Origin of the sequence: Nocardia sp. NPDC051832, assembly GCF_040681285.1 — a bacterium.
Taxonomy (GTDB): Bacteria; Actinomycetota; Actinomycetes; order Mycobacteriales; family Mycobacteriaceae; genus Nocardia.
In genome coordinates this window covers 194,081-215,883 of sequence record NZ_JBFAYL010000006.1, presented here as the reverse complement: position 1 = coordinate 215,883, position 21,803 = coordinate 194,081, and the positions used below count along the sequence as shown (strand labels likewise).

The following is a 21,803-nucleotide window of genomic DNA, read 5'->3' as shown; positions in this document are numbered from 1 at the left end:
CTGCGCGAGGGCTCCCACGAGTGGGAACGATCGACAATGGGCGGAACGGGTTCCGAGAGAGCAGGTGTGCGGTGGCGGCTGAATTTGCGTTCGACCTCGATGCGGTAGATCGGCTGGCAAGGGTGAACCTGGAGGCGGCGAGCTACTTCCGGCAGCTGGTGCGGCCACCGGAAACGGAGCTGTGGCTGGACCGCTACCACGACAGTCACGGCGAGTGCGGGGAACCTATGCGCCATGAGTTCGTGAATGCCTATCGTAACGAGCTTGCCTCGGGCTACGCCGATCTCGCGTGCCGCCACGAATTGATCGGCCAGGTGCTGCGCCACGCCAAGGCATTGGTTCTGAGCAACGACAGCGACAGCGCGGCAACGATCGTGGCCGTCGGCACTCAGGTGCAGAGGAGCTGAGCCGTCGTGACGGAGAGCCTGGACATCGATCTCGCCGACATGCGTCGGCTGGCAGCCGACCATTCGCGGGTCGCCGACAAGATCCGAGAATGGGCCGAGCCACCGCACGAGTGGCTGCGCAATTTCGAATCGATGTTCGGCACGATCAACGACCCGGTCAATAAATCGGTGCACGAATTCTTCGACGCGCGGAAACGAGCCGGTTTCGCGCTGGCCGACGACCACGATGAGACAGCACAAGCACTGCGCGATGCCGCGGACGCATACGAGCGCACCGACAGCGGCAACTCAGCCCGAATTCACGCCGCCGGAGCTCCGGACGCCGAACCGACGCGTGGTACTGGTGCGCCGGGCGGAGTGAATGGGACGGCGCCCGAACACTCGGGCCCGGTCCAGGCCGCGGGCCCGGCACCGGTCGCCGCCACGCCGGCTCCAGACCGGCCGGACGCAACCCCCGCACAGACTGGGTCGACGCCCTTGGCGGCAACCGCAGCACCACAGGGTGTTTCGTCAGCACTGCCAGGTGCGGGCGGATCGGGAACCTTTGGAAGCGGCGGAGCCGAACGTCCACCGACGGGTGCATCGGGCCGCGCGGATATCCCGCCCGTGCCGGTGCCGACACCGTTCGCCGCGGCCGTATCGGCAGCGAAGGACAAGGCCGCCGAGCCCGCCCATGTCGTGGGCGAGGCGGTCGACGAGGACCTCGTGATCGCCCGTACTCTGCTGAGCGCCGTCCTGGCCGCGGCTGGCTCCACGACGGCTGGGCTGACCTGGGCGGTGTCGGTCATGCGTGGTGCGGACGGCATCGGTGTCTTCCTCACCTCGAATGAAGGGCGCGGCTGGTTGCCCGCCGGAGTGTTTGTGCCGCAGGAGGTGTCGACGCCCTGGGTGTGGGACGACCTGCTTGCCGACGGCTCGGACGGCGGCTCGGCGCGCTGGGAGGGACTCGCCGATCCGGCTCGGATCCTGGTGGAGTTCGGCACTCGATGGGGCCCGCGAGCCGGTGCGAATTTGACCGCGCTGGTCTCCTCTGGACCGATCGACCCTGACCTGCGTCGGCACGCGGTGGCAACGCAGGGGAACATCGGCCCCACCCCGGAACCGGACCTTCGGGTATGGACACCCGACACCACCGACCGGCTCGGCCTGGCCGGTTCCTCCGACGCGCTGGAGTTCGTTGCCCAGACCCCGGATTCGGAGGTCGGCGTCCGCTGCAACGGCTTGGCCGCGGAAGCGCAGCAACTGCTCGGAAGCGACGAACCGGGGCGTGGCGAGCTCGGAATGTGGGGGCTGCGGGAACGGGTCATCGCCGCCGTCGATTCCGAAACCGAGGTGCCGCAACAGTGGTGGGACGAACTACGTGACGCCAACGACGTGCTGGGCGTGGCGATGGCTGTGCGCCGCATAGACGCGAGCCGAATTCCCCTGGGCGAATTGCGAATCGACGACGACGGCGCGCTGCGCCGAGCTGTATTCGAGCGGCGTTGCAACGAACTGGTATTGCTGCTGGCCGAGGAGCCGACCCGGCAGTGCTTGCGCGACAGTGTGTATGCGTACGAGCAGATCGTGAACCATCCACAGTTCGTTCCGCTCACTGCGACTGCTCCGGGATTCGACCGCGGGCCGGTTGGACTGGGCCTCGGCACCGCTGCGGGTCGCGCAGCGAGTGGTCCGCCGAAAGGCGCGAGCGCAGCCGCGCCAGGAGATGGGGATTCCGACCGCGCGACAGCGCCCAAGCGGGCCTGAGACAGTCACGCGGAAGGGTCTGAGCCGGACGGGAGGTACACGTGACCAGCGCTGAGACACTGCCTGAGGTCGATCGGCCCGCGGCCCAGGTGACACCTTGGTCTGGGTTGGCGCGCGCGGTAGTCGTCGCTGGAGATCGTGGGCAGGAAGCGGAATCGTCGCCTGCCGCGGGATCGCGTGCGGGTGTGACCGCGGCAGCCGCCTCCGGATCTCCGGTCGTCCCCGTCGATGGGATTGTGGGTCACCCGATTCCTGTGCCAGGGGACCTGGACCCAGGCCAGCTGTTGGTCGGCGTGCAGAATCTGCTTTTCGCGCCACCGAATGCGCTGCCCAAAGCAGAGCCGCCGGTTGCTCCTCCGCCGGCCGGTCCCGAGACGCCCGCGCCGCCGAAGCCGCCTGCCGCCCCGAAGACAGCGGTGCCACCGCTGGTCGATCGTTCTCTCGTCGAAACCGTTGCTCCGATGGCACTTTCGACACTTGCCGCAGCGCCGATGCTCGCGAGCTCGCTCGCGGGCATGCTCGGTGGTGGTGCAGGAGGTGGTGGCGCCGGCACGGCCGCGCCGACCTCGGACCATGTGCTGAAGGTTATCGACGCGCTCGAGGCGCTGTACGGCAGTGGTGGAGCCGCCGCGGGAGCTGCGGGAACCGGCGCCGGGATCGCCGCCGACGGCACTGTCCCCGACCCCTACCTCCGCCGGCAACTGTTCCTGCAGAACCGGCTAGCCGCCATCGGGAACCTGGACGGCCAGCTCAACACCTACATGACGGCCCTGGCTAAGGGAAACCAGGCCACCGCGGCAGCGCTCAAACAGATCCGCATCGACATGCTCACCCAGATCGCGGCACTGGGTGACAGCGCGATGACCCCTGCCGGCGAGAAACAGAAGGACGAGATCGTCGCGCGCGGTCTACGGAAGGCGCATGCGCTCGTCGGCAGCAGCGAAGCCAAGGCAGCGGAGATCGCCGCCCAGGTGGACCGGCTCACCGACCAGTACGGCGCGGATCTCCGGCAGCCGAAGAGCGATATGCATCCGGCCGCCCGAGCAGCGATAGCCGAGGCGATGAAGCATCTGGGCAAGCGCTATAAGAGAAACACAACGGGGCCGATCAACTTCGACTGCTCCGGGCTGACGAAGGTTGCGTTGGCCGCGGCGGGAAAGAAGGTGACCCATAACGCGTTCGCCCAGTACCGGGAAACTTGGCCGGTCGATCCGAGATCTATCAAGCCAGGAGATCTCATATATCCAGACGCTCAATGGAACAAGAGAGTACCCGGCGGGCCGGGGCACGTTCAGATGTTTATCGGGAACTATAACGGAGTTCCGAGCGTCATCCACGCCGGTGACCCTGTACAGATCTCGCCACTGCCGAAAGGGTATCGAGCGACGCGGTGGGTGGAATGAGGCGGCCGATGCTTGAGCGGGAGGATCGAGACCATGGGTGACAACCCCATATCGGAACTACTGAATGCTGTTTCTCCCCTCTTTTTTCCGAAGAAACTCGGAGATCAAGAGGTTGTGCGCACTCCTCGTGACCGGCTCAACGTCGGAGAAAAGCTGCATTGCAGTCAGTCCTTGGTCTCGGAGGGCGGGCAATACCGCCTGGAGATGGTTGGGCCCGGTGACGAGACCGGAAACCTCGTTCTCTACGGGCCCGGCAACCGGCGGATTTGGAGCTCCGGGACCGGCGGTCAAACAGCCTCGTACGCACAAATTGGTGCGGACGGATCGATTGATATCGTCAAAATAGGGTATGGGCCGCCGCCGCAGTACCAGGTGACGCCCGTGAAGATCTGGTCGACCCAGGCCGGCGACAGTGGCGCCGCTTATCTGAAGCTCGAGAAGGATGGCAGCCTGGTCGCCTACGACCGCGACGGGCAGCTGGTCGAGCGGATCGTCCGGCCGGATACCGGCAAGACATCGCCCTGGGACGATCTGTACGCGCCGCTGGAGGCATCGCCCAAACTGCGCTCGTTGGTCATCGATGCAAACCAGACATTGAAGGGTCTCTGGTATCAGCTGGGAGCGATAGAATCGAGGCCCGTGGTGCCTTCGGCGGCGTCGACGAAGCCGGTCATCCCGGGTGGTGCGCCCGGCGCCGGAGATACCGGGAACGGCGCGCAGGCCGCAGGCGATGCCACGGCGAAGGCGGGTTCCGCAACCACCATTCTGGACACTGAAACCAAGAAGGTCGCGCTGCTGACAGACAAGGCGATGAACCTGGTGCTCGATACGAAAGACATGGTGAAGAAGGATGTCGCGGGTTTGCGGAGCGAAATCAGGAAAGGTATACCCGCGACTCTCGGATCGGCATCATTGGAGGAAGCCGCTGAACGGGGTTTGATGGACGCTGTTCCCATGACGATCAAGTCTGTCGAGAAACGGGTCACACAACTCACCGCGGATTTGGCCAAACTGGCTGGTGACGTCCCGAAACCACCACCGACTACCCCGGTGAAGCCCGGCGACGGAGAGGACAACGGCGGTGGCGGCGACTCGGGCTATGTCCCCGGATCAGGCATCGATTACTCGGGTCTGTTCGGTGCCAACGCGAATACCGCGAATACCGCCAACACCGCAGCGTCGGCACTGTCGAGCACACTGTTCGGAGAGTTGCGAAAAGCGCTGTCGGCCGGGGCAACCGAGAGCTCTCTAAGGAACGCCGCGGGTGGGGCGGGCTCGGCGATGGAACAGGCTGTCTTGAGCAGCCTGCTCTCGAAACAAGACGCGTACTCGCTCCGCGCACAGTCCCAGAACTCTGAACAGGTGCGCGCGGCCGAGGTTCGACGGACCAAGAAGGAGCGGGAGCGCAGTGAAGCGGCGCTGGCGCTCGGTCCCAAGCCCGGTGCGACCGCGCCCGGGGACGGCACACCCCCGCCTCCGCCGGCGGACCAAGCCGGATCGCCGCCCGCAGCCACTCTTGCGTCCGCGCCGAGCGGTGAGGACCTGGTGGCTGTCGACCCCAGCCGCGCACCGGAGGAGGGCGGGCTCCGAAACGGCGATCTTGCCAAGTACGCCAACGGCACTGCCGAGGTTCTGATCGAGAACGGCGTCGTTTATGTGCTGGTCGGCAACGGACGCCATCAGGTCGATTCGACCACATCGCCGACCGGCGAGCAGGGCAGCTATGGTGAGTTCCTGGGATTCTTCCGGCCCAGAACGACTGCGTCCCTGTCTGGTTCGGAGCCGACCGGCGCCGCGCCGCCCGCGCGGGCTTGATCGCTACCGGGTCGGCGGCATGCCAGGCCCGATAATGGGCTGAATCTCGGCTGGTTCGTCTACCTGTCCACACTGAGCGCACATCGTCTGCTGGGTGATCCCCGCGCCGCACACCGAGTGGGTATAGAGAATCGGCGGGTCCCCCTCAGTGGCCCATCGGTCGCCCCACTCGGTAAGCGCAACCAGCGCCGGCACCAATGCACGGCCTTTGTCGGTGAGCAGGTACTCGTACAGCTCTGGCTGCTCACTGTATTTGTGGCGCCGCATGATCCCGGTGTCGACGAACCGATCGAGCCGGGATTTGAGGACGTTGGTTGCGATGCCCAGGCTGCGCTGGAAGTCGCTGTAGCGGGTGGCACCGGCGAAGGCTGCGTCACGAACGATCAGCAGACTCCAGCGCTCGCCGATCACTTCCAAAGAGCGGGCGATCGAACAGACCTGTGCGTCGTAAGTCTTCCCCAGCATGGGGACAACCCTACCAGGGAGCTTGCGTCATGAAAGTGACGGCGCTAACATCACTTGCATGATGCAAGCAGCTAGTCCCGATTTCACTACGACGTTTCAGGTGGACCGAACGCCCGACGATGTCTTCTCGGCGATCATCGATGTCCGCGGGTGGTGGTCGCGCGAGATCAACGGTGTGACCGATGAGGTCGACGAAGAGTTCGACTACCGCTACCAGGATGTGCACCGCTGCACGATTCGGGTCGTGGAGCTCGTGCCCGGCCGAAAAGTGGTGTGGCGCGTCGTGGACAACTACTTCAATTTCATCGACGACCAGGCCGAATGGAAGGACACGGAGATCGTTTTCGACATCGTCGCGACCGACGGCGGTGCCGAGGTGCGGTTCACTCACGTCGGCTTGGTGCCGCAATACGAGTGCTACGACGTGTGTTCCAACGCGTGGGGTGGCTACCTCGAGGGCAGTCTGCGGAGTTTGATCAGCACCGGGCTCGGTCAACCCAATCCACGCGAAAACGGCGACGCACCCTCCCATCAAGCCGCTGCGACAGCAGCTCGTGACACGCTTTCCGTCCCGCGAAACGCTGCGGCTGAGGCAAAGTCGAGCGGAGTCTGAGGTGGCAACCATCGCGGGTGCGGCGATCCTGATCACGGGCGCGAATCGAGGGATCGGAAAGGCGTTGCTCGAGGAAGCGTTGCGACGTGGCGCCGCACATGTCTATGCCTGCACGCGGGACCTGTTCGAGCACGAGGACGAACGAGTCACAGCCCTGCTGATGGACGTGACCGACTCCGAGGGGATCGAGCAGGCGGCGAAGGGCGTGCCCGCACTCGATATCCTCGTCAACAACGCCGGCGTCGCCGCCTACGACGATCTCGCGGATCCCGCAGTCGTCGAATACCACCTAGCTGTCAACCTTTTCGGAGTCCATTGTGTGACCCAGGTGTTCCTGCCCCTGCTCGAGCGTTCGCGTGGGGCGATTGTCAACAATGTGTCGGTCGCGGCGCTTGCCCCGCTGCCCATCATCCCGTCGTACTCGATTTCGAAAGCAGCCGCGCATTCCCTGACGCAGTCGCAACGGACGCTCTTCGCGGGCCGTGGCGTCTGTGTCCACGCGGTGTTCACGGGACCAACCGACACCGAGATGTCTCGGGACTTCGACGCTCCGAAGGCTTCTGCGGCGTCGGTCGCGAGCGCGATCTTCGATGGCGTCGAGACCGGGCAGGAGGACATCTTTCCCGATGCGATGTCGCGAACCATGGCAGCCGGCTGGGCGAGCGGGCCGGCCAAGGCGCTGGAACGCGAGTATGCCGCGATCCCGACCGTCGAGCGCCCCGCGGCGCCTCGGTTATGACGTACCGCCATGCCCCTTCCGGCCGACTACGACTGCCATCCCTTTGTAGCCGCTGCGCGCCTGTTCGTGATCTCCTCGAACGACCGCACGGTACGTGCACGATCCATACTGGTTGTACTTCCGTTGAATCTGTTCCATGGTGAGGCTCACCGCGGGGAAGAAAGTCTGTTCGCCGGCAAAATATCCAGTGGATCCGATCATGTGCGCGACAATGAACAGCCCGCTCGGCTTGAGTGAGTTCATGAGAGATGTGGTGGCGAAATCGAACTGGGTCTCCTTGTCGGTGATCGAATCCCCGACGAAGAACGAAAGCACGGCATCGTAACGTGTCGGCTCCAGTTCGTAGATGCTGCCCTTTTTGATGGTTGACAGTCTCCTGACTTTTTGGAGGTCGGCGGGAACGCCCAAGCTATGAATATATTTTTCGAATCTCTTCCATTTGGATAGCCTATGGTCGTCGATCCCGTCGAGTACGCACTGGAGATGGTCGAGATTCTGGGCGGCGATATCAACCAATTCGAGAGAGCCGTCTTCTGAGATGTAGGGACTGATAAGCAAAGAAGGGTATAGATTAGGGCCCGAACCGATATCGGCGACTGTGCATTGGCTATCGATGTCGATTTCCATCTCCCGCAATGCCGATGTCACGAATTCTATGATTTGGCGATCCTCGGATAGAACGCCTCTGCCGTAATTTCGCTCCACATACTCCTCTGCATCGAAATCGTCCCAGTCGTTGAAAATTTCCGGTCGATGCTGGAAATATACGTGCTCGATTCGATCGAGCAGTGCCGAGTGACCGGCCGCTTCAATAATCCTCTTGGCATAGGTTTCGGGCGATACGAAATATTCTGGCAAGATGGATACCAGAGTGTCGGTGAACAGCTTGCCGGGCGTGCCGTAGATGCATTCGATCTCCGGCCTGCCGAATGCTCCGAGCCTCAGCAGATACCAGGTTGCCACCATCAATGAGCAGGGGTAGGTCCCCTTCGTCCTGTGATAACTCTCCAATCCTCGCTTCATCTTCTTGTCGTCGATCAGGTCCAGGACGATCGGGCAGTAACCAAGCAGTTCGGACTCGAGCACTACAGCATCTGGCTGCGCAAGATTCTCGGATAGGTGTTGCAGGAATTCATTCAAGCCGAACTCGTCCACAGGGATTCCTGTGCTGTAGTCATCTATGAGGACAATCCTCGAGAAGCTGGCATCGTATGAAAATTCATGCAACTCTTCGATGCTCAGCAGGTGTTGAACGGAGAATTCTTGATCCGTGTACACATGCGCATACTCGATGCCGACCGAACGGGATGTCGAATCTGCTTGATGCATGTCTGTATCGTGGTTGCATTCACTATTCTGCATATCGTCCCTTGGTTGGTGTCGACGTTGTTCGATCACGGGATGTTGAAGTCAGAATTTGCTGACGGAAGCGCCGGTCGCCACTTCACGATAGAACCTGTGCGTTTTCCTCTATCGCCATTTATGGGAAGGGGACTGCGAAGTAGGGGTTTTCGACTGGATATGATCCGAATGTGTCTCCGAACAATGATCACCGTGGCGGGTAGGAGTTCTCGCGTTGAGCCTCTTCGCCTGGGATAACTATCGGCATGTTTTTGCTCCAGCGGGCGCATTCGCCTTGACTGTGGCTGGAGTAATGTCGCGAGCTGGCCTGTCCACGATAGGCCTGGGGATCCTTCAGCTGGTCTCCGACAAATATGGCGGATATTGGCTCGCGGGCGTCGCCTGTGGAACGTATATGGTCTGCGCGGCCATCGGTGGGATATATTGGGGCAGGCTGGCTGATATTCGAGGGCAGCGGTGGGTGCTGCACCGAACTGCGCTGATCCTGGTGGTCGGCGCCTTCGGCATGGTCCTCGCTGTCTCCAGAAAAGGATCCGTAACGGACCTGCTGATAGCAGCGGTCATCATCGGGGTAGGAATACCGCCGGCCGGTGCAATGGTTCGAGCGCGCTGGACCCGAATGCATGCCGAGACCCCGAGCCTGGGAGTCGCCTACTCGCTGGAGTCGTCGCTCGAGGAGGCCCTTTTCACCATCGGCCCACCTGTCATGGGGTTTCTACACCTTGTCAACCCGTCCATTGGATTGCCGATCGTGGTTGCGATCAATTTGGTCGGCATGCTGTGGTTGGCGGCTCAGCCGGGAACCGAGCCGCCGTTGGTCACGACGGGTCCACAGCGAAATCTGGCGGTGCTGGTGCGCGGTATGCCGATACTCTTCGTCGTTTCCTTCAGTTACGGTGGCATGCTCGGCGCCCTCGATGTCGCTGTTATCGCGTTCGCTGTCAGTCGTGGACACGAGCTGATCGGTCTGGTGGCGCTCGCATTGTGGACGGCGGCAAGCGTGGTCGGCGGCATGATCTACGGCGCGATGCGGCAGACAGTGGCGACCAACCGGCGATTCATTCTCGCTACAACTCTCGTGTGGGTGGCGGTTGTTCCGCTGCTGTTCGTCCACGATCTGGGGCCGATGACTGTGCTGCTGGCCATTGGCGGGACCTCGATGGCTCCTGCGATGGCCGTGGTGACGGGATTGGCGGAGCAGATCAGTCCGAGGCAATCGCTGACAGTGGCTTTGGCCTGGATCTCGACCGGTACTGGTCTGGGTGCCGCTGTGGGAACCGTGATTCAGGGTTGGGCCGCGGATTGGGTAGGGCGCCAACCGATGTTCGTCGTCACCATCGCGTTCGCCTCACTCGCTACAGCGGTAGCTTGGACCGGTGCGGCGTCGTTGCGCCCCACCCGTCCGCGAGTTTCCGCCATCACGCCATGGTCCGGGTAGGTCAGACGATCAGGATCGCCAACCCCCATCTGGACGCCGAATGCGACCCCACATGTTGTCCTCTCGGTATACGAATCGGCCATCAGGCTCCGGATAGAAGAACCCGGTCTCGCCACACCACCAGGCAGGGCCTCGTTCCGTCCGGATCATTTGCCACCGTGGCTTCCCTCGGCGGTCGGCCTGATGGTCGGCGGCGGCCCGGAACGACTGGAACTCCCGACCGGAGATCGGAATTTCCATCGCATCGCGCGCGGTATTCATCTGAACCATCCCGAACTTCTTTTCGAGCTGGTGCAGCCAGTGGTCTATTGGGAGTCCGTCCACCCCGCGGCCCGCTACATATTCTTCGAAGGACGGAATCGACCGGCCCACAAGGTGTGCCTGGATGACCATGTCGCCGTAGCCGTTCGGACGGAACGGGCTGATGATGTAGTCGATGTTCGCCGTCCCGGCGATCGCCATCAGCGCACCCATCAGTTCGCCGACCAGATCCTGCCCGCGTGCGTCCGGGTCGACATTCGTCGCCATCAAGCAGAAAGTGTTGCCGCCAGGACGGTAACTGTCCTCGAAGGTTTGGCTGATGCCGGCGATGCTGTCCCAGGACCGCGTCGACAAGCTCGCAGGATCGCCGTCCCAGTCGATACGGTTGGTCGAGATCGTAGCGAGGAGCTTCCCTTCGTTCACCAGGCAGAGCTGACCATCCGGGTACGCGTCCATCCTGCCCTTCATGATGCCCCGTGGCTGAAGTGTGAAGGGCGCCCAGCATTTGGCTTCCAACTGGTGTATCGCAATCGCTTCCGGATCGTCGCGGCAGTATTCTCGCCACGTCGTCACCGTCGACATCATCGGAGCCATAGCCGACTCAGCCTGCCTGGGTGCTGAAGTCCAGCGTAGCCAGCTTGTCCGCGAGATCCGTTACATGGCCGATCATTCGATCGCCGAACTTCTCGATGGCGCCTGCGTAGTGTTGGACCTCTTCGGGTTCGACCCGCAACTCGGGGGTGGCTGGCGCGGGTACTCCGAGGACGGCGTGCGCGAAGCGGTTGAGCATCCCGGCGACGACATCTTCGAGAGGTTCGACGGCCTTGCTGACTACTTCGGCGCCGATATACACGACCAGGGTTTCGAGCATGGCTTTGCACAGGCGGCGGGCCGCCGTGCGGAAGGCTTCGCCGAGGGCGGCCGAGAATCCCGCGGTGGCGACGGAGGCGGCCATGGCGGTGGCATAACTGGTGGCGAGAGCTGCGAGTCCGGCCAGGACTGCTGTTTTCACCGCGGTGATGACTTCGGCCGCCACTTCGAGGGCGGCTGCTACGACACCGCAGGCGTTGTCGAGGATCTCCATGTTGTCGCGGCTCATGCCGCCCCAGGTGGACAGCAGTTGCTGATAGGAGCTGCCGGCGTAGACGGCTGCCATATCCTTGACCGCGTCGGTCGCGCTGGAGTGGGCATCGCGGACGTCGCCCGCGAAAGTGCGTACATACCCGGCGAGTTCACGCACATGATCCTCGTTGATGTCTGGATAGGGCACGCCGCAGAAATTCAAGAACATCGCCACTTCATGGGGTAGCTGGATCGCCACATCTGCTCCGTTCGCGCGCTACAGGACTCGTCGGACGACGGCGTCGTGCGGCATCGGGGTGTATCGGACGGTTTGGCCGGGTTGCGGGGCTTCGACGACCCAGTACTTGTCGACCGCGAGTTGGACGTGTTCGGGGCGGCCGGTGCTGGGGTTGAAGGAGCTGCCGGGGAAGATCAGATCCCCGGCGCGGACATCGCGGGGGTCGACTCGCACGCCGCTGTTGATCTGGTCGTAGGTGGTGCGCGGCAGGATCACCTCGCCGCCGGTGGCCTGGGCGATCGCGTACTGGGTGAGACCGGAACAGTCGAAGCCTTGCACGGATCCGCGCGCGAGTCCGCCGGTCGGGCCGCTGGGGCCTCCGCCACCCCAGATGTACGGCATGTCCAGCTGGTTCGTGGCCGCCGATACGGCTTTCTTGCCCGCGGTCGTATCTGTTGCGCCGGTACGCCGCATCAGTCGTTGCCTTGTGGCAGAACTAGTTTCGGTGCGACGCCGCCGTTGCGGGCGGCGGCGGCGCGTGGCTTTGACGGCGGTGGGCGCGGTGATCTGGCCCGCGCGCTGCCGTGCCGCCGCGAAGTCGGCGTCGACCTGTTTCGTGGCGGCGGCAAGTGTCGCTTTCGCGGCGTCGAGCACTGCCGGAACGCTGAGGCGGGTGTCGCCGACAGTGCCGATCGCCTGGAGTTGCGATTGCAGGACCGCGATGCGGTCGGTGAGCAGCTTCCGTCCGCCCGCTGTTGCGTCGACCGTGCCGGATAGGGCCCGCTGCGCGGAAAGATCTGGACCCCGGTGGGTTTCGGCGATGCTGGTGAGGGCGGTCACGGTGCGGGCGTAGCCGGCAGCCGCGGAACCAGGTAGCGCCGCTGGGCGCGGTGCGGCGAGTTGCGGGATTTCGGCCCACTGTGCGGGCAGGGGCTCAGCATTGCCGTAGAGACCGAGCAGGTTCCGCAGCGCGGCGCTGATGTCGTCTGCCAGTTCGGGTGCCATTCGTCGATCCACCGGTCGTCATCGCGCGATCACGTCTGATTGCCATGTCATTGTCCCGCCCGGTGCCGTCGTGGGCGTTCCCAGTATTGGCTATAGCGGGCGGCATTCTCACCTCGGGGAAGGCCGGATACTCGGGCGCAGAGGAGGTCTCGTCGATGACATCAGGGTTGGAGTTCGCCGGTCTCGGGTTGGGACGTAAGCGTCCGCCGAATTCTGAGTCGGTGCGAGTGAATACGGTCAGCTGGACTCCGGCGCTGCAAGTATATGTGGGGTTGGCGAACGACTCTTTTCTGCTTGCTTTCAACCTGCTCGGCCGGGGCGAGGCGGTCCTGCCACCCGAATTGTCGAAGCTGACCGAACCCTTGGCGAAGCTGCTCAAATCCGCGACCGAGGATGCGCTCGGCAAAGGTGAGGGTGCGGCCGGATATGAGCAGGCACTGAAAGATGTCCGGTCCGAACACCAGCGGTTGACCGCACTGAACGCCAAGATGGTCGGCAATGCCGCACGGCTGCGCGAGAAGAAGGATCTGGCGTACTTGGATATGACCGCCGCGATCGCCAAGCTTCAGCGTCAGCTGGACGCATTGGGTAGCGGCAAACCGAACGCGACCGCCGAGATCCCGAAGTACGCGGACATCGAGACCGCGATCACGGAAGTCTATGACCAGCTTGCCGCGGTCGCCTTGTTGAACGCGGACATGGCGGGGAAGACGAAGGAGCCGAGCGCCACCGAGGAAACCCCCGCGAAGCAGGGTGGCGGCGGTGGCGACATGAGCTGGCTGACAGGTGTCGTGCAGGTCATCGCCGGTGCGGGTTCCGCCGTGTTACCGCTGATTCTCGACCGCATATACGGCGAGAAGACTGAGGAATCGGAGGCCGAAGAGGAGTCGGAGCGGAAAGCCGAAGTTGCGCCTGCGCCCTCGGCCCAGCCGGCCGTGCCGCCGGAAAGTCCATCGCCGCCCGCCCCAACCCCGGATCCGCAGCCGAAACCGGAGAACGCGCCCGCGCGCTGATTCGTCTGCTCGAGTGACCATCTGGGGCCGGATCAGGCTCGTGCCAGGGCAGGCGAGGTGCGGAGGCGACGTCCGGTGCGAGTGGCACGACAGCGGTTCGCGGACGAATCCCGTCGACCACAGGCAGACGACCTCCCCGGCGGTGCTTGCGACCCTCAACCCCGGGTAGTGCTGCTGCTGGACACCGCCGAAGACGGGTGCGGGCGGAATCAGTGCGAGCGTGAGGAATCCGGGCGTATCCGCCCTGCCGCCACCAGCGTGTAGAACGCCGCTGCCTTGTGCCGGCAGCCGTCGACCGTGCAGTCCCGATGTCGTTGCATTACATGGTGCGCCTCGAGAGTGCCGAGGGGATGGTCCGGGGCGTCGTGCTGCCAACTGCCGGGCCAGGTGTCGGGCGGGCGGAGCGGATAGCCGGCGGAACGGCGTTCCGGCAGGTAGGTGATGTTCACATCGGGGTGACGGCTGGGCAGCACGCACAGAACGGTGATGGCGAGGCCCGAAATCAGCGTCACCACAACGATAATCAGCTGGCTCGACGACATGACGCCAATCCTCTGGAGAAGTCGAACCGATTCCTCGGCTCCGAACGGGACTCACGATACGAGTGGCAATACGCTGGCGAACGGCGATTTGTTCCCATACCTGGGAGGGGATCCTCGGTAGGTATACCTACGTAGGTGTCACTCGATTTTCGCATAATGGTTGAGCTGCAAGTGATTTCGGCGATGATGCCGAGCCGCTCAGGCGCGGCGGGAACTGATCCGAAGTGCGCCTATAACGAGTCGACAACGGCTCGAGGTCTGGCGGTGCGCATACTGTTCGTAAACCGTTGCACTCCAGGACTGTCCCCACCGCTGGGAACAGTTGCCGAAGACCGGCGCGGATCTCGTCGTATCTTTCGACCAGGCGAGATCGGCGGAAGGAAGCGCGAGTGTCAGCGGCCGAGGACGCGTTCTACACGGGTGTGCAATGTCTAGGCCTGGTGGCCGGGGGAATACGCAACGAAGAGCGGGCGATAGCGGCATTCAAGGCCGCCACGGATCTGGATCCGGATATGTGCGACGCCTGGCTGGGGCGGGCCATGGCCGGCGAGGTCACCCCCGAGGTGGTCTACGGCGCCTATCGTTCCCTGCACAACCTGTACCGCGACCAGCAGCGTGCTGGTCTGGTCGACCGGGCGCTGTGGTGCCAGGTCGAGATCGGTATATACGGACTGCGGCTGCCCATGGCCGACCGGGAACAGATCGCCGTCGCGCAGGCGTGCGCATACGCCGCCGACGGTGAATGGCGCGAGGCCGCCGCGATTCTCGACGGCCTGCGCTCGGAGGACGAGATCGTCGAATTCGTCCGCATGTCACTGTGTTTCCGGACCGGACGCTGGCCCGAGGTCATCGACGCCCGGGCCCGGTGGGCGAAACTCGACGACGGCCTGCTCGACATCGCCGCGGAACTGATGACCGCGCGGTCGCTCGCCCACCTGGGGCGGGCGGGGGAGTCGTTGCCGCGCGCGGAGCGCATAGTCCAGGACAGCGCGTCGGGCAGTCTGTCCTACATCTGGGCCGACGCCCACTTCCTGCTCGGAATGTTGCTGCGGCACAACGGCGAGCACGAACGTGCCGATCAGATACTGAAGGGCTTGCAAGGTTCGGGACTGTGGCCGGACCGCTCGGAATGGCAGCGGGCCTTGCGGGACAAGAGCTTTCAGCTGGAGGTCACCACCGCGGAGGTCATCGCGTCCCGGACCGACCCGTGGGATCCCGGCTCCGGCGACGATCCGGCGGAGGTATTGGCCTCCGCCGCCAGCGCCGAGCGGGGTGCGCTGCTGGCCGAAGCGTCGGAGCTGCTGCGCGCCCAGATCGGGATGGGTTCGGTGAAAGAGCAGGTCGAGCGCCTGCGTTCGGGCATCCAGATGGATCAGGTGCGCGCCGAACGCGGTCTCGCCGTGGATTCGCGCTCGCAGCACCTGATCTTCTCGGGCCCGCCGGGCACCGGGAAGACCACGATCGCCCGGGTGATCGCCAAGATCTTCGCGGGGCTCGGTGTGGTCGACAATGCGGAGGTGGTCGAGGCCTCGCGCGCCGACATGGTGGCCGGTCACCTCGGGCACACCGCGCCCAAGACCAACGCGCTCGTGGATTCCGCGCTGGGCGGGGTGCTGTTCATCGACGAGGCCTACACGCTGATCCAGCAGGGCCTGCTCGGCGGCGACGCCTTCGGCAAGGAAGCCGTGGACGCGCTGCTGGCCCGGATGGAGAACGACCGGAGCAAACTGATCGTGATCATCGCCGGCTACGAGGACGAGATCGACCGCTTCCTGGCCTCCAACGAGGGGCTCGCCTCCCGGTTCACCAAACGGATCCGCTTCCCGAGCTATGGGGCCGACGAGCTGGTGCAGATCGCGGAACATATCGCGCTCAAGAAGGATTCGATTCTCTCCGAGGAGGCCCGGGAGGTGTTGCGGGACCGCTGCGGCGAGCTGGCGGAGCGGGAACGCGACGGGCGCAGGCTGATCGATCTGGTGGGTAACGGCCGGTTCGTGCGCAATGTGATCGAAGCCGCCGAGGCCGAGCGCGACTACCGCGTCACCCGCAGCGGCATCGAGATGACGGAGCTGTCGGACGCGGACTTGATGACGATCGATGCCTTCGATATCACCACGGCCCTCGCCGGTCTGGCGCCCACGGCCTGATGGCACGCTTCCGGGTGGTGACCAAACACCAGGTGTCGGGCTGGCGCTTCCTGTTGCGGCGGATCGAGCACGCGCTGGTGCGCCGTGATACCTCGATGCGAGACGACCCGGGACGCGGCCGGTCGACGGCGCTGTCCATCGGGTTCGCGCTGGCCTGTGTGGTGATCGCGGGTGCGGCGGTGCTTGCCTTCTTCAAACCGGCCAAGACGATGGGCAACGCGCGGATCGTCGCCGACAAGGAGACCGGCGCGCTCTATGTCCGCGTGGACGACCGGCTGCATCCGGCGCTGAACCTGACCTCGGCGCGACTGATCATCGGGTCGCCGGACAAGCCGGTGCAGGTCTCGCGGGCGGAGTTGGCGAAGTTCCCGCGCGGTCCGTGGGTGGGGATCTCCGGCGCGCCGGGCCATATCGTCGATGGCGCGGACCGGGATTCATCGTGGGCCGTCTGTGACACCACACCTCGAGGCGGGGCGGCGATCAACCCGCGGACCGGGTTGCCGACGACGCTGGGACCGGAGGCGCCCAGCACCGTGATCGGCGCGAAGCTCCGGGTCGACGGGGATGCGACGCGGATGCTGGGTCCCGACGAGGCCCGCCTGGTGCGGGCCGAGGGCACCACCTGGCTGATCTATGCCGACACCGAACGCGGCGTGGTCCGCGCGGCCATCGATCTCGCCAGCGCGCCGGTGCTCATGGCCCTCGGCATCGCCACGGACGCGCCGGTGCTGCCCGCCTCGCGTGGTTTGATCGACGCGATTCCGGAGGTGCCGCCGATCCGGGTGCCGGAGCTGCCCGGATTGGGTGAAATGATCACCTTCCCTACGGGTTTGACCGTGCCGGTCGGGTCGATCCTGACGGTATCGGTACCCGACCGCGACGCTTCCTACTATCTGGTCTCGAATTCCGGTGTGGTGCAGGTGAGTTCGGTGCTGGCGGGCATGATCCGCCTCGGCGATGTGGGTGAGAAGACCCAGACCGGCTGGGTGGGACCGGGTTTGGTCGCGGCCACGCTGCGGCCTGGTGGCTGGCCCGGGACCGCCAACTTTCCGACGCGACCGGTCCGGATCCTCGACCCGTCGAGCCTGCCGGTGACCTGCCTGCATTGGGCGCGGTCGGGCAGCGAGCAGCAGGCCGTGACTACGCTCGTGGTTGGTCGCCGCCTGCCGCTTTCGACCGAAGAGCAGTCGCGCACAGTGAGTTTGGTGACGGCAGCGGCCTCACGCGGCCGTACCGCCGATAGCGCCTATCTGCCGCGTGACACCGGCCAGTTCGTCCAGGTGACCGGCATGGATCCGGCCTCGCCGCTGCGCGAATCGCTGTTCTGGATCTCCGACAGCGGCGTGCGCTACGGCATCGAGGCCGGCGACCGGGCCTCGGATCTGGAACAGACATTGCGCGCGTTGGCATTACAGAGTCCGGTACCCGCGCCGTGGAGCATCGTGTCGCTGTTCGCAGTCGGTCCCACGCTGTCTCAGCGTGACGCGCGCATCCAGCACGACGGCCTGCCGCCGAACCTGACCGCCACCGGCCTCGGCGGCGCCCGGTGACCACCACGCGTCGTTTCGTGCGCCCGGCGCGCATGATCGCGGGCCCGAAGGCGCCCGCGGTCACCGAGTTACGGTTGCAGCCGCCCACCGAACTGCCGCTGTCGGTGCCGCTGTCGAAGCTGAAGATGATCCTGCCGGTCGTGATGGTCGCCGCCATGGCCGGGATGATGGTGATGATGTTCCGCGGCGGCATGGGTGCGTCACCGATGGCCATGCTCTTTCCGATCATGATGCTGGCGTCGATGTTCGGCATGATGGGGTCGTTCGGCGCGGGCACCGGCGGCGCCGCGAACCTGAACGAGGAGCGCAAGGACTACCTGCGCAGCATCACCGAGAACCGGGCCACCGTGCACGAATCCGAGGTGGAGCTGCATACGTACCTGCGCTACATCCACCCCGGCCCGGCCGAGATCGGCCGACTGGTCGGCGGGCCGCGGATGTGGGAGGTGCAGGCGGCGAGCCCGCAGTTCCTGCGAGTGCGGGTGGGTCGTGGCCGCATCGCCAATCAGGTGCGGGTCATCGTGCCCGAGGCCGCGCCCACCGCGGATCTGGATCCGGTGGGTGTGGTGGAACTGACCCGCTTCGCGAAGGCCTATTCGACCGTCGGCGGCATGCCGGTCGCGATCAACTTGCTCTCCGTGCCGCAGGTCGGCATCGAGGGCGATGCCGAGACCGTCGCGAGTCTGGTGCGGGCGATGATCGCGGAAATCGCCGTGCTGCACGGCCCGGACCAGGTCGCGATCGCCGCCGCGCTGCCGGATCCGGACGCGCCGGAATGGTCATGGCTGAAATGGCTGCCGCATACCCAGCATCGCAGCGACACCGACGCGATCGGGCCGAGCCGGATGGTCTATCGCACAGTCGGGGAGCTGCGCGCCAAGGTGCTCGCACCGCTGAACCGGGGCCCGTTCTCCCCGAATACCGAACCCGCGGCTGACCGCAAGCATTTCGTACTGCTGGTCGCTGTCGGGGGGTTGGCCAACGAACGCGACGTCTCCGGCATCGACGGCTGCACCTGGTTGCGGGTCGGCGAGACCGAACAGGCGCTGCCGCGGGCGCTGCGATTCCACGTGGACGACGAGCGTGCCGTGGACGAGTTGAACTCACGCGGGACCCGGCCGGTGGGCACCGCGGACGTGATGTCGGTGCGCGCCATCACCGCCCTGGCGCGCCATATTTCGCCGTACCGGCTCTCCTCCGTGGTGGAGGCGGTGACGGCGGATCAGGCCAGTGGCGGTACCACGTGGGAGGACATGGTCGGCCTGGCCGATCTCACCACCTTCGACCTCGCTCGCCAGTGGCCGCGCCGGCGCGACCATGATCGGGCCCGGCTCACCATCCCCTTCGGCTACGACACCGCGGGCGCGGTCGTCTATCTCGACATCAAGGAACCGGCCGAGGAGGGGATGGGCCCGCACGGGATGTGTATCGGGGCCACCGGCGCGGGGAAGTCGGAATTCCTGCGCACGCTGGTGCTGTCGGCCGTGGCGACGCATCCGCCGGACGTGTTGAATCTGCTGCTCGTCGACTTCAAAGGCGGCGCGACGTTTCTGGGCTTCGATCGACTGTCCCACGTCACCGCGGTCGTGACGAACATGGAGGAGGAGGCCGATCTCGTCACCCGTATGGAGGACGTGATCAACGGCGAAATCGCGCGCAGGCAAAGGATTCTGCGGGAGGCAGGCAACTTCGCGGGCGTCGCGGACTATGAAAAGGCCCGCGAATCCGGCGTGGACCTGCCACCACTGCCCACCCTGTTCATCATTCTCGACGAGTTCGCCGAACTGCTGGAGCAGTACCCGGATTTCGCCAAACTGTTCGTCGCCATCGGCCGCCTGGGGCGGTCATTGCGCATCCACCTGCTGCTGTCCTCGCAGAAGGTGCCCACCCATCGCATGGGCGAGCTGGAAGCGCACCTGTCCTACCGAGTGGCGTTGCGCACCAACCAGACCAGCGACTCGCGCGATGCGATCGGCACCGCGGACGCCTACCACCTGCCCAAGAAACCGGGCTCGGGCTATCTGCGTGCCGGATCCGCCGAGCTGCAACGCTTTCAAGCTGTCTACGTGGGAGCGCCATACAGCCCGCCGCGACAGATCGCCGCCGCTTCGACGGCGCGAGCGCGGCGCGGGATCGGCGGCTATCGTCCGCCGCGCCGCTTCACCGCGGCGGCCATCGCGGAGATCCGCCCGCAGTCGCAGCCCCCGGAACCGGTCGTCGATGAGCCCGAGGAAGACACCGACACCGTCATGGAAGTCGTGCTGCGCCAGCTGGCCGGTCGCGGCAGGCCGGCCCATCGAATGTGGTTGCCGCCGTTGGGTCTCCCGCCGACCGTGGACACTCTGGTCGCCGCGGTGACCCCGGGTGCGCTGCGCCTGCCGCTCGCGTTGATCGACAAACCGCGACAGCAAGCCCAGGAGGTGTGGTCGGCGGACATGTCCGGTGCGGGCGGTCACGTGGCGGTGGTCGGTGGCCCGCAGTCGGGCAAATCGACTGCGCTGCAAACCTTTGTCGTCGCGGCGGCGTGCACTCATACGCCCGAGCAGATGCAGTTCTACTGCATCGACTTCTCCGGGAGCGCCCTGGCGGCCTTGCGTGATATCCCGCATGTGGGTTCGGTCGCGACCGCGCGCGAGGTGGAACGGATCCGGCGCACCCTGGCGCTGGTCAGCGCGCTCGTGGAGAGCAGGCAGGCGTTGTTCGCCGAGCTCGGCATCGACACCATGCGCAAGTTCCGCGCGATGCGCGGGAGTGCGGATCCACGGCTGGTCGGCCGTGATAGGCACGGCGACGTCTTCCTCGTCATCGATGGCTGGGACATCGGGTTCGCCACCAACGGACCCTATTTCGACGACTATCTCGGCGTAATGGAAGCGCTCGCGGTGCAGGGTCTCAACCACGGCGTGCACTTGGTGCTGACCAGCTCCCGCTGGGCGGTGGTGCGGCCCGCCATCAAGGACATGATCCAGACCCGGATCGAGATGCGGCTAGGCGATCTCACCGACACGGTGTTCCATACCCACCGAGGCACTGTCGCGGCCATCCCGCCGCATCGGCCCGGTCGGTGCGTTTCCACTGAAGCACTGCATATGCTGACCGCGCTGCCTCGTATCGACGGAGTTCGCGAATCACAGACGGCAGCAGAGGGATTGGCCGCGGCAGTGCAGCATCTGATGGCGCAGTATCCCGCTGTGAAGGCGCCCGAGGTGCGGCTGCTGCCAACTACGATCACGCTGGCCGAAGTTCGGGCCGATCGGCCGGCCCCCGACGTCTTGGCCGACCGGCTGGTGGTTCCTTTCGGTGTGCGCGAATCCGACCTCGGTCCAGCCAGTATCGACTTCGGAGTGTCGGCCCACCTGATCGTGCTCGGCTCCTCCGGCTGCGGGAAATCGACTGTGCTGGCCGCGCTGCTGTCCTCCATTCAAGCGCAGTTCGAGCCGGACCAAGCGAAGATAGTGCTCGTCGACTATCGCCGCCGCCACCTGGACGCGGTGACCGATGACCGGCTGATCGGCCATCTGACCAGTGAAAGAGATGTCGCCGAAGGACTTCCCGCGCTAGTCGCGAAGATGCAGACCCGGCGTCCACCCGATGGGGTGACCTCGCGCCAATTGCGTGAGCGCTCCTGGTGGAGCGGGCCCGAGATATTCGTCGTGGTCGACGACTATCACATGGTCGTCAAACGCGGTGCACTGAATCCGCTAGAGCCGCTGAAGGATTTGATCGTCGACGCTCGCGACACTGGCCTGCACATCATCGCCGCCCGCAATATCGCCCAAGCCGATATGGCGCTGTACGACAACGTGCTCGGTCAGATGAAGAACATCAACTCCTCCGGATTCGTGATGGACGGTTCGAAATTCGACGGCGTCGTCGTCGGCGATGTTCGCCCGACCCCGCAACCCACTGGGCGCGGCACGTTCGTCGAACCGCTTAACGGCCGAAAAGACCTTGTCCAGGCGGCGTGGCTGCCGTTGCCCGAGTGAGGTTTGCGGTC

Annotated in this window: 17 protein-coding genes; 11 read left to right on the top strand and 6 right to left on the bottom strand. The window is 64.9% G+C overall.

Going from position 1 to position 21,803, the window contains the following annotated elements:
• The first annotated feature begins 71 nt into the window (after nucleotides 1–71).
• The 4 genes from AB0M14_RS33440 (at nucleotide 72) to AB0M14_RS33425 (ending at nucleotide 5,371) form a co-directional block, all read left to right on the top strand.
• Nucleotides 72–407 (top strand): hypothetical protein, encoded by a 336-nt coding sequence (locus AB0M14_RS33440; protein WP_365002617.1) that lies wholly within the window; start codon nucleotides 72–74, stop codon nucleotides 405–407.
• Between the two features lie 6 nt (nucleotides 408–413).
• Nucleotides 414–2,153, top strand: a complete 1,740-nt coding sequence (locus AB0M14_RS33435; RefSeq protein ID WP_365002614.1) for a type VII secretion target — start codon at nucleotides 414–416, stop codon at nucleotides 2,151–2,153.
• 293 nt (nucleotides 2,154–2,446) lie between these two features.
• Complete coding sequence (locus AB0M14_RS33430) at nucleotides 2,447–3,556, top strand: DUF4226 domain-containing protein (RefSeq protein ID WP_365003039.1); 1,110 nt, start codon at nucleotides 2,447–2,449, stop codon at nucleotides 3,554–3,556.
• Between the two features lie 33 nt (nucleotides 3,557–3,589).
• Nucleotides 3,590–5,371: a hypothetical protein gene (locus tag AB0M14_RS33425; RefSeq protein ID WP_365002611.1), complete on the top strand. Its 1,782-nt coding sequence runs from the start codon at nucleotides 3,590–3,592 to the stop codon at nucleotides 5,369–5,371.
• A gap of 3 nt (nucleotides 5,372–5,374) precedes the next feature.
• Here AB0M14_RS33425 and AB0M14_RS33420 read toward each other — a convergent pair whose 3' ends face one another.
• Nucleotides 5,375–5,836 (bottom strand): helix-turn-helix domain-containing protein, encoded by a 462-nt coding sequence (locus AB0M14_RS33420; RefSeq protein ID WP_365002608.1) that lies wholly within the window; start codon nucleotides 5,834–5,836, stop codon nucleotides 5,375–5,377.
• On the opposite strand from AB0M14_RS33420, the gene AB0M14_RS33415 reads away from it, so the two are divergent.
• Nucleotides 5,835–6,449 (top strand): SRPBCC domain-containing protein, encoded by a 615-nt coding sequence (locus AB0M14_RS33415; protein WP_365002605.1) that lies wholly within the window; start codon nucleotides 5,835–5,837, stop codon nucleotides 6,447–6,449. The genes AB0M14_RS33420 and AB0M14_RS33415 overlap by 2 nt on opposite strands.
• A gap of 1 nt (nucleotide 6,450) precedes the next feature.
• Nucleotides 6,451–7,188 carry an SDR family NAD(P)-dependent oxidoreductase gene (locus AB0M14_RS33410; RefSeq protein ID WP_365002602.1) on the top strand — a complete coding sequence of 246 codons (738 nt, stop codon included), beginning with the start codon at nucleotides 6,451–6,453 and terminating at the stop codon, nucleotides 7,186–7,188.
• Here the strand turns inward: AB0M14_RS33410 and AB0M14_RS33405 are convergent.
• Nucleotides 7,183–8,517 carry a hypothetical protein gene (locus AB0M14_RS33405; RefSeq protein WP_365002599.1) on the bottom strand — a complete coding sequence of 445 codons (1,335 nt, stop codon included), beginning with the start codon at nucleotides 8,515–8,517 and terminating at the stop codon, nucleotides 7,183–7,185. The two genes, AB0M14_RS33410 and AB0M14_RS33405, sit on opposite strands and share 6 nt — an antisense overlap.
• Nucleotides 8,518–8,764: 247 nt before the next feature.
• On the opposite strand from AB0M14_RS33405, the gene AB0M14_RS33400 reads away from it, so the two are divergent.
• The gene (locus tag AB0M14_RS33400; RefSeq protein ID WP_365002596.1) at nucleotides 8,765–9,988 is read left to right on the top strand and encodes an MFS transporter; all 1,224 of its coding nucleotides are present in this window, start codon (nucleotides 8,765–8,767) and stop codon (nucleotides 9,986–9,988) included.
• Between the two features lie 9 nt (nucleotides 9,989–9,997).
• Here the strand turns inward: AB0M14_RS33400 and AB0M14_RS33395 are convergent, their stop codons facing one another.
• Genes AB0M14_RS33395 through AB0M14_RS33385 form a run of 3 tightly spaced genes read right to left on the bottom strand, consistent with a single transcriptional unit; the run spans nucleotide 9,998 to nucleotide 12,554 of the window.
• The gene (locus AB0M14_RS33395) at nucleotides 9,998–10,822 is read right to left on the bottom strand and encodes a hypothetical protein (protein ID WP_365002593.1); all 825 of its coding nucleotides are present in this window, start codon (nucleotides 10,820–10,822) and stop codon (nucleotides 9,998–10,000) included.
• 28 nt (nucleotides 10,823–10,850) lie between these two features.
• Nucleotides 10,851–11,570 carry a hypothetical protein gene (locus AB0M14_RS33390; protein WP_365002590.1) on the bottom strand — a complete coding sequence of 240 codons (720 nt, stop codon included), beginning with the start codon at nucleotides 11,568–11,570 and terminating at the stop codon, nucleotides 10,851–10,853.
• A gap of 18 nt (nucleotides 11,571–11,588) precedes the next feature.
• On the bottom strand, nucleotides 11,589–12,554 hold the full coding sequence (locus AB0M14_RS33385) for an NlpC/P60 family protein (RefSeq protein ID WP_365002587.1): 966 nt from the start codon (nucleotides 12,552–12,554) through the stop codon (nucleotides 11,589–11,591).
• Between AB0M14_RS33385 and AB0M14_RS33380 the strand changes: the two genes are divergently transcribed.
• Nucleotides 12,548–13,567, top strand: a complete 1,020-nt coding sequence (locus AB0M14_RS33380; protein ID WP_365002584.1) for a hypothetical protein — start codon at nucleotides 12,548–12,550, stop codon at nucleotides 13,565–13,567. The two genes, AB0M14_RS33385 and AB0M14_RS33380, sit on opposite strands and share 7 nt — an antisense overlap.
• Before the next feature lie 209 nt (nucleotides 13,568–13,776).
• On the opposite strand, the gene AB0M14_RS33375 is transcribed toward AB0M14_RS33380, so the two are convergent.
• Nucleotides 13,777–14,109, bottom strand: a complete 333-nt coding sequence (locus AB0M14_RS33375; protein ID WP_365002581.1) for a hypothetical protein — start codon at nucleotides 14,107–14,109, stop codon at nucleotides 13,777–13,779.
• Between the two features lie 389 nt (nucleotides 14,110–14,498).
• Between AB0M14_RS33375 and eccA the strand changes: the two genes are divergently transcribed.
• Genes eccA through eccCa form a run of 3 tightly spaced genes read left to right on the top strand, consistent with a single transcriptional unit; the run spans nucleotide 14,499 to nucleotide 21,792 of the window.
• Nucleotides 14,499–16,256 (top strand): type VII secretion AAA-ATPase EccA, encoded by a 1,758-nt coding sequence (gene eccA / locus AB0M14_RS33370; protein ID WP_365002578.1) that lies wholly within the window; start codon nucleotides 14,499–14,501, stop codon nucleotides 16,254–16,256.
• Between the two features lie 17 nt (nucleotides 16,257–16,273).
• Nucleotides 16,274–17,806 (top strand): type VII secretion protein EccB, encoded by a 1,533-nt coding sequence (eccB, locus tag AB0M14_RS33365; RefSeq protein WP_365002575.1) that lies wholly within the window; start codon nucleotides 16,274–16,276, stop codon nucleotides 17,804–17,806.
• Nucleotides 17,803–21,792, top strand: coding sequence for a type VII secretion protein EccCa (eccCa, locus tag AB0M14_RS33360; RefSeq protein ID WP_365002572.1), 3,990 nt, complete (start codon nucleotides 17,803–17,805; stop codon nucleotides 21,790–21,792). Before eccB ends, eccCa begins: the two co-directional genes overlap by 4 nt.
• Nucleotides 21,793–21,803: the final 11 nt, after the last annotated feature.

What these genes read in the sequence shown, in the direction of transcription:
- AB0M14_RS33425 (WP_365002611.1), top strand. Translation starts at nt 3,590, where the DNA reads ATGGGTGACAACCCCATATCGGAACTACTGAATGCTGTTTCTCCCCTC.
- AB0M14_RS33415 (WP_365002605.1), top strand. Translation starts at nt 5,835, where the DNA reads ATGGGGACAACCCTACCAGGGAGCTTGCGTCATGAAAGTGACGGCGCT.
- AB0M14_RS33420 (WP_365002608.1), bottom strand. Translation starts at nt 5,836, where the DNA reads ATGCTGGGGAAGACTTACGACGCACAGGTCTGTTCGATCGCCCGCTCT.
- AB0M14_RS33405 (WP_365002599.1), bottom strand. Translation starts at nt 8,517, where the DNA reads ATGCATCAAGCAGATTCGACATCCCGTTCGGTCGGCATCGAGTATGCG.
- AB0M14_RS33385 (WP_365002587.1), bottom strand. Translation starts at nt 12,554, where the DNA reads ATGGCACCCGAACTGGCAGACGACATCAGCGCCGCGCTGCGGAACCTG.
- AB0M14_RS33375 (WP_365002581.1), bottom strand. Translation starts at nt 14,109, where the DNA reads ATGTCGTCGAGCCAGCTGATTATCGTTGTGGTGACGCTGATTTCGGGC.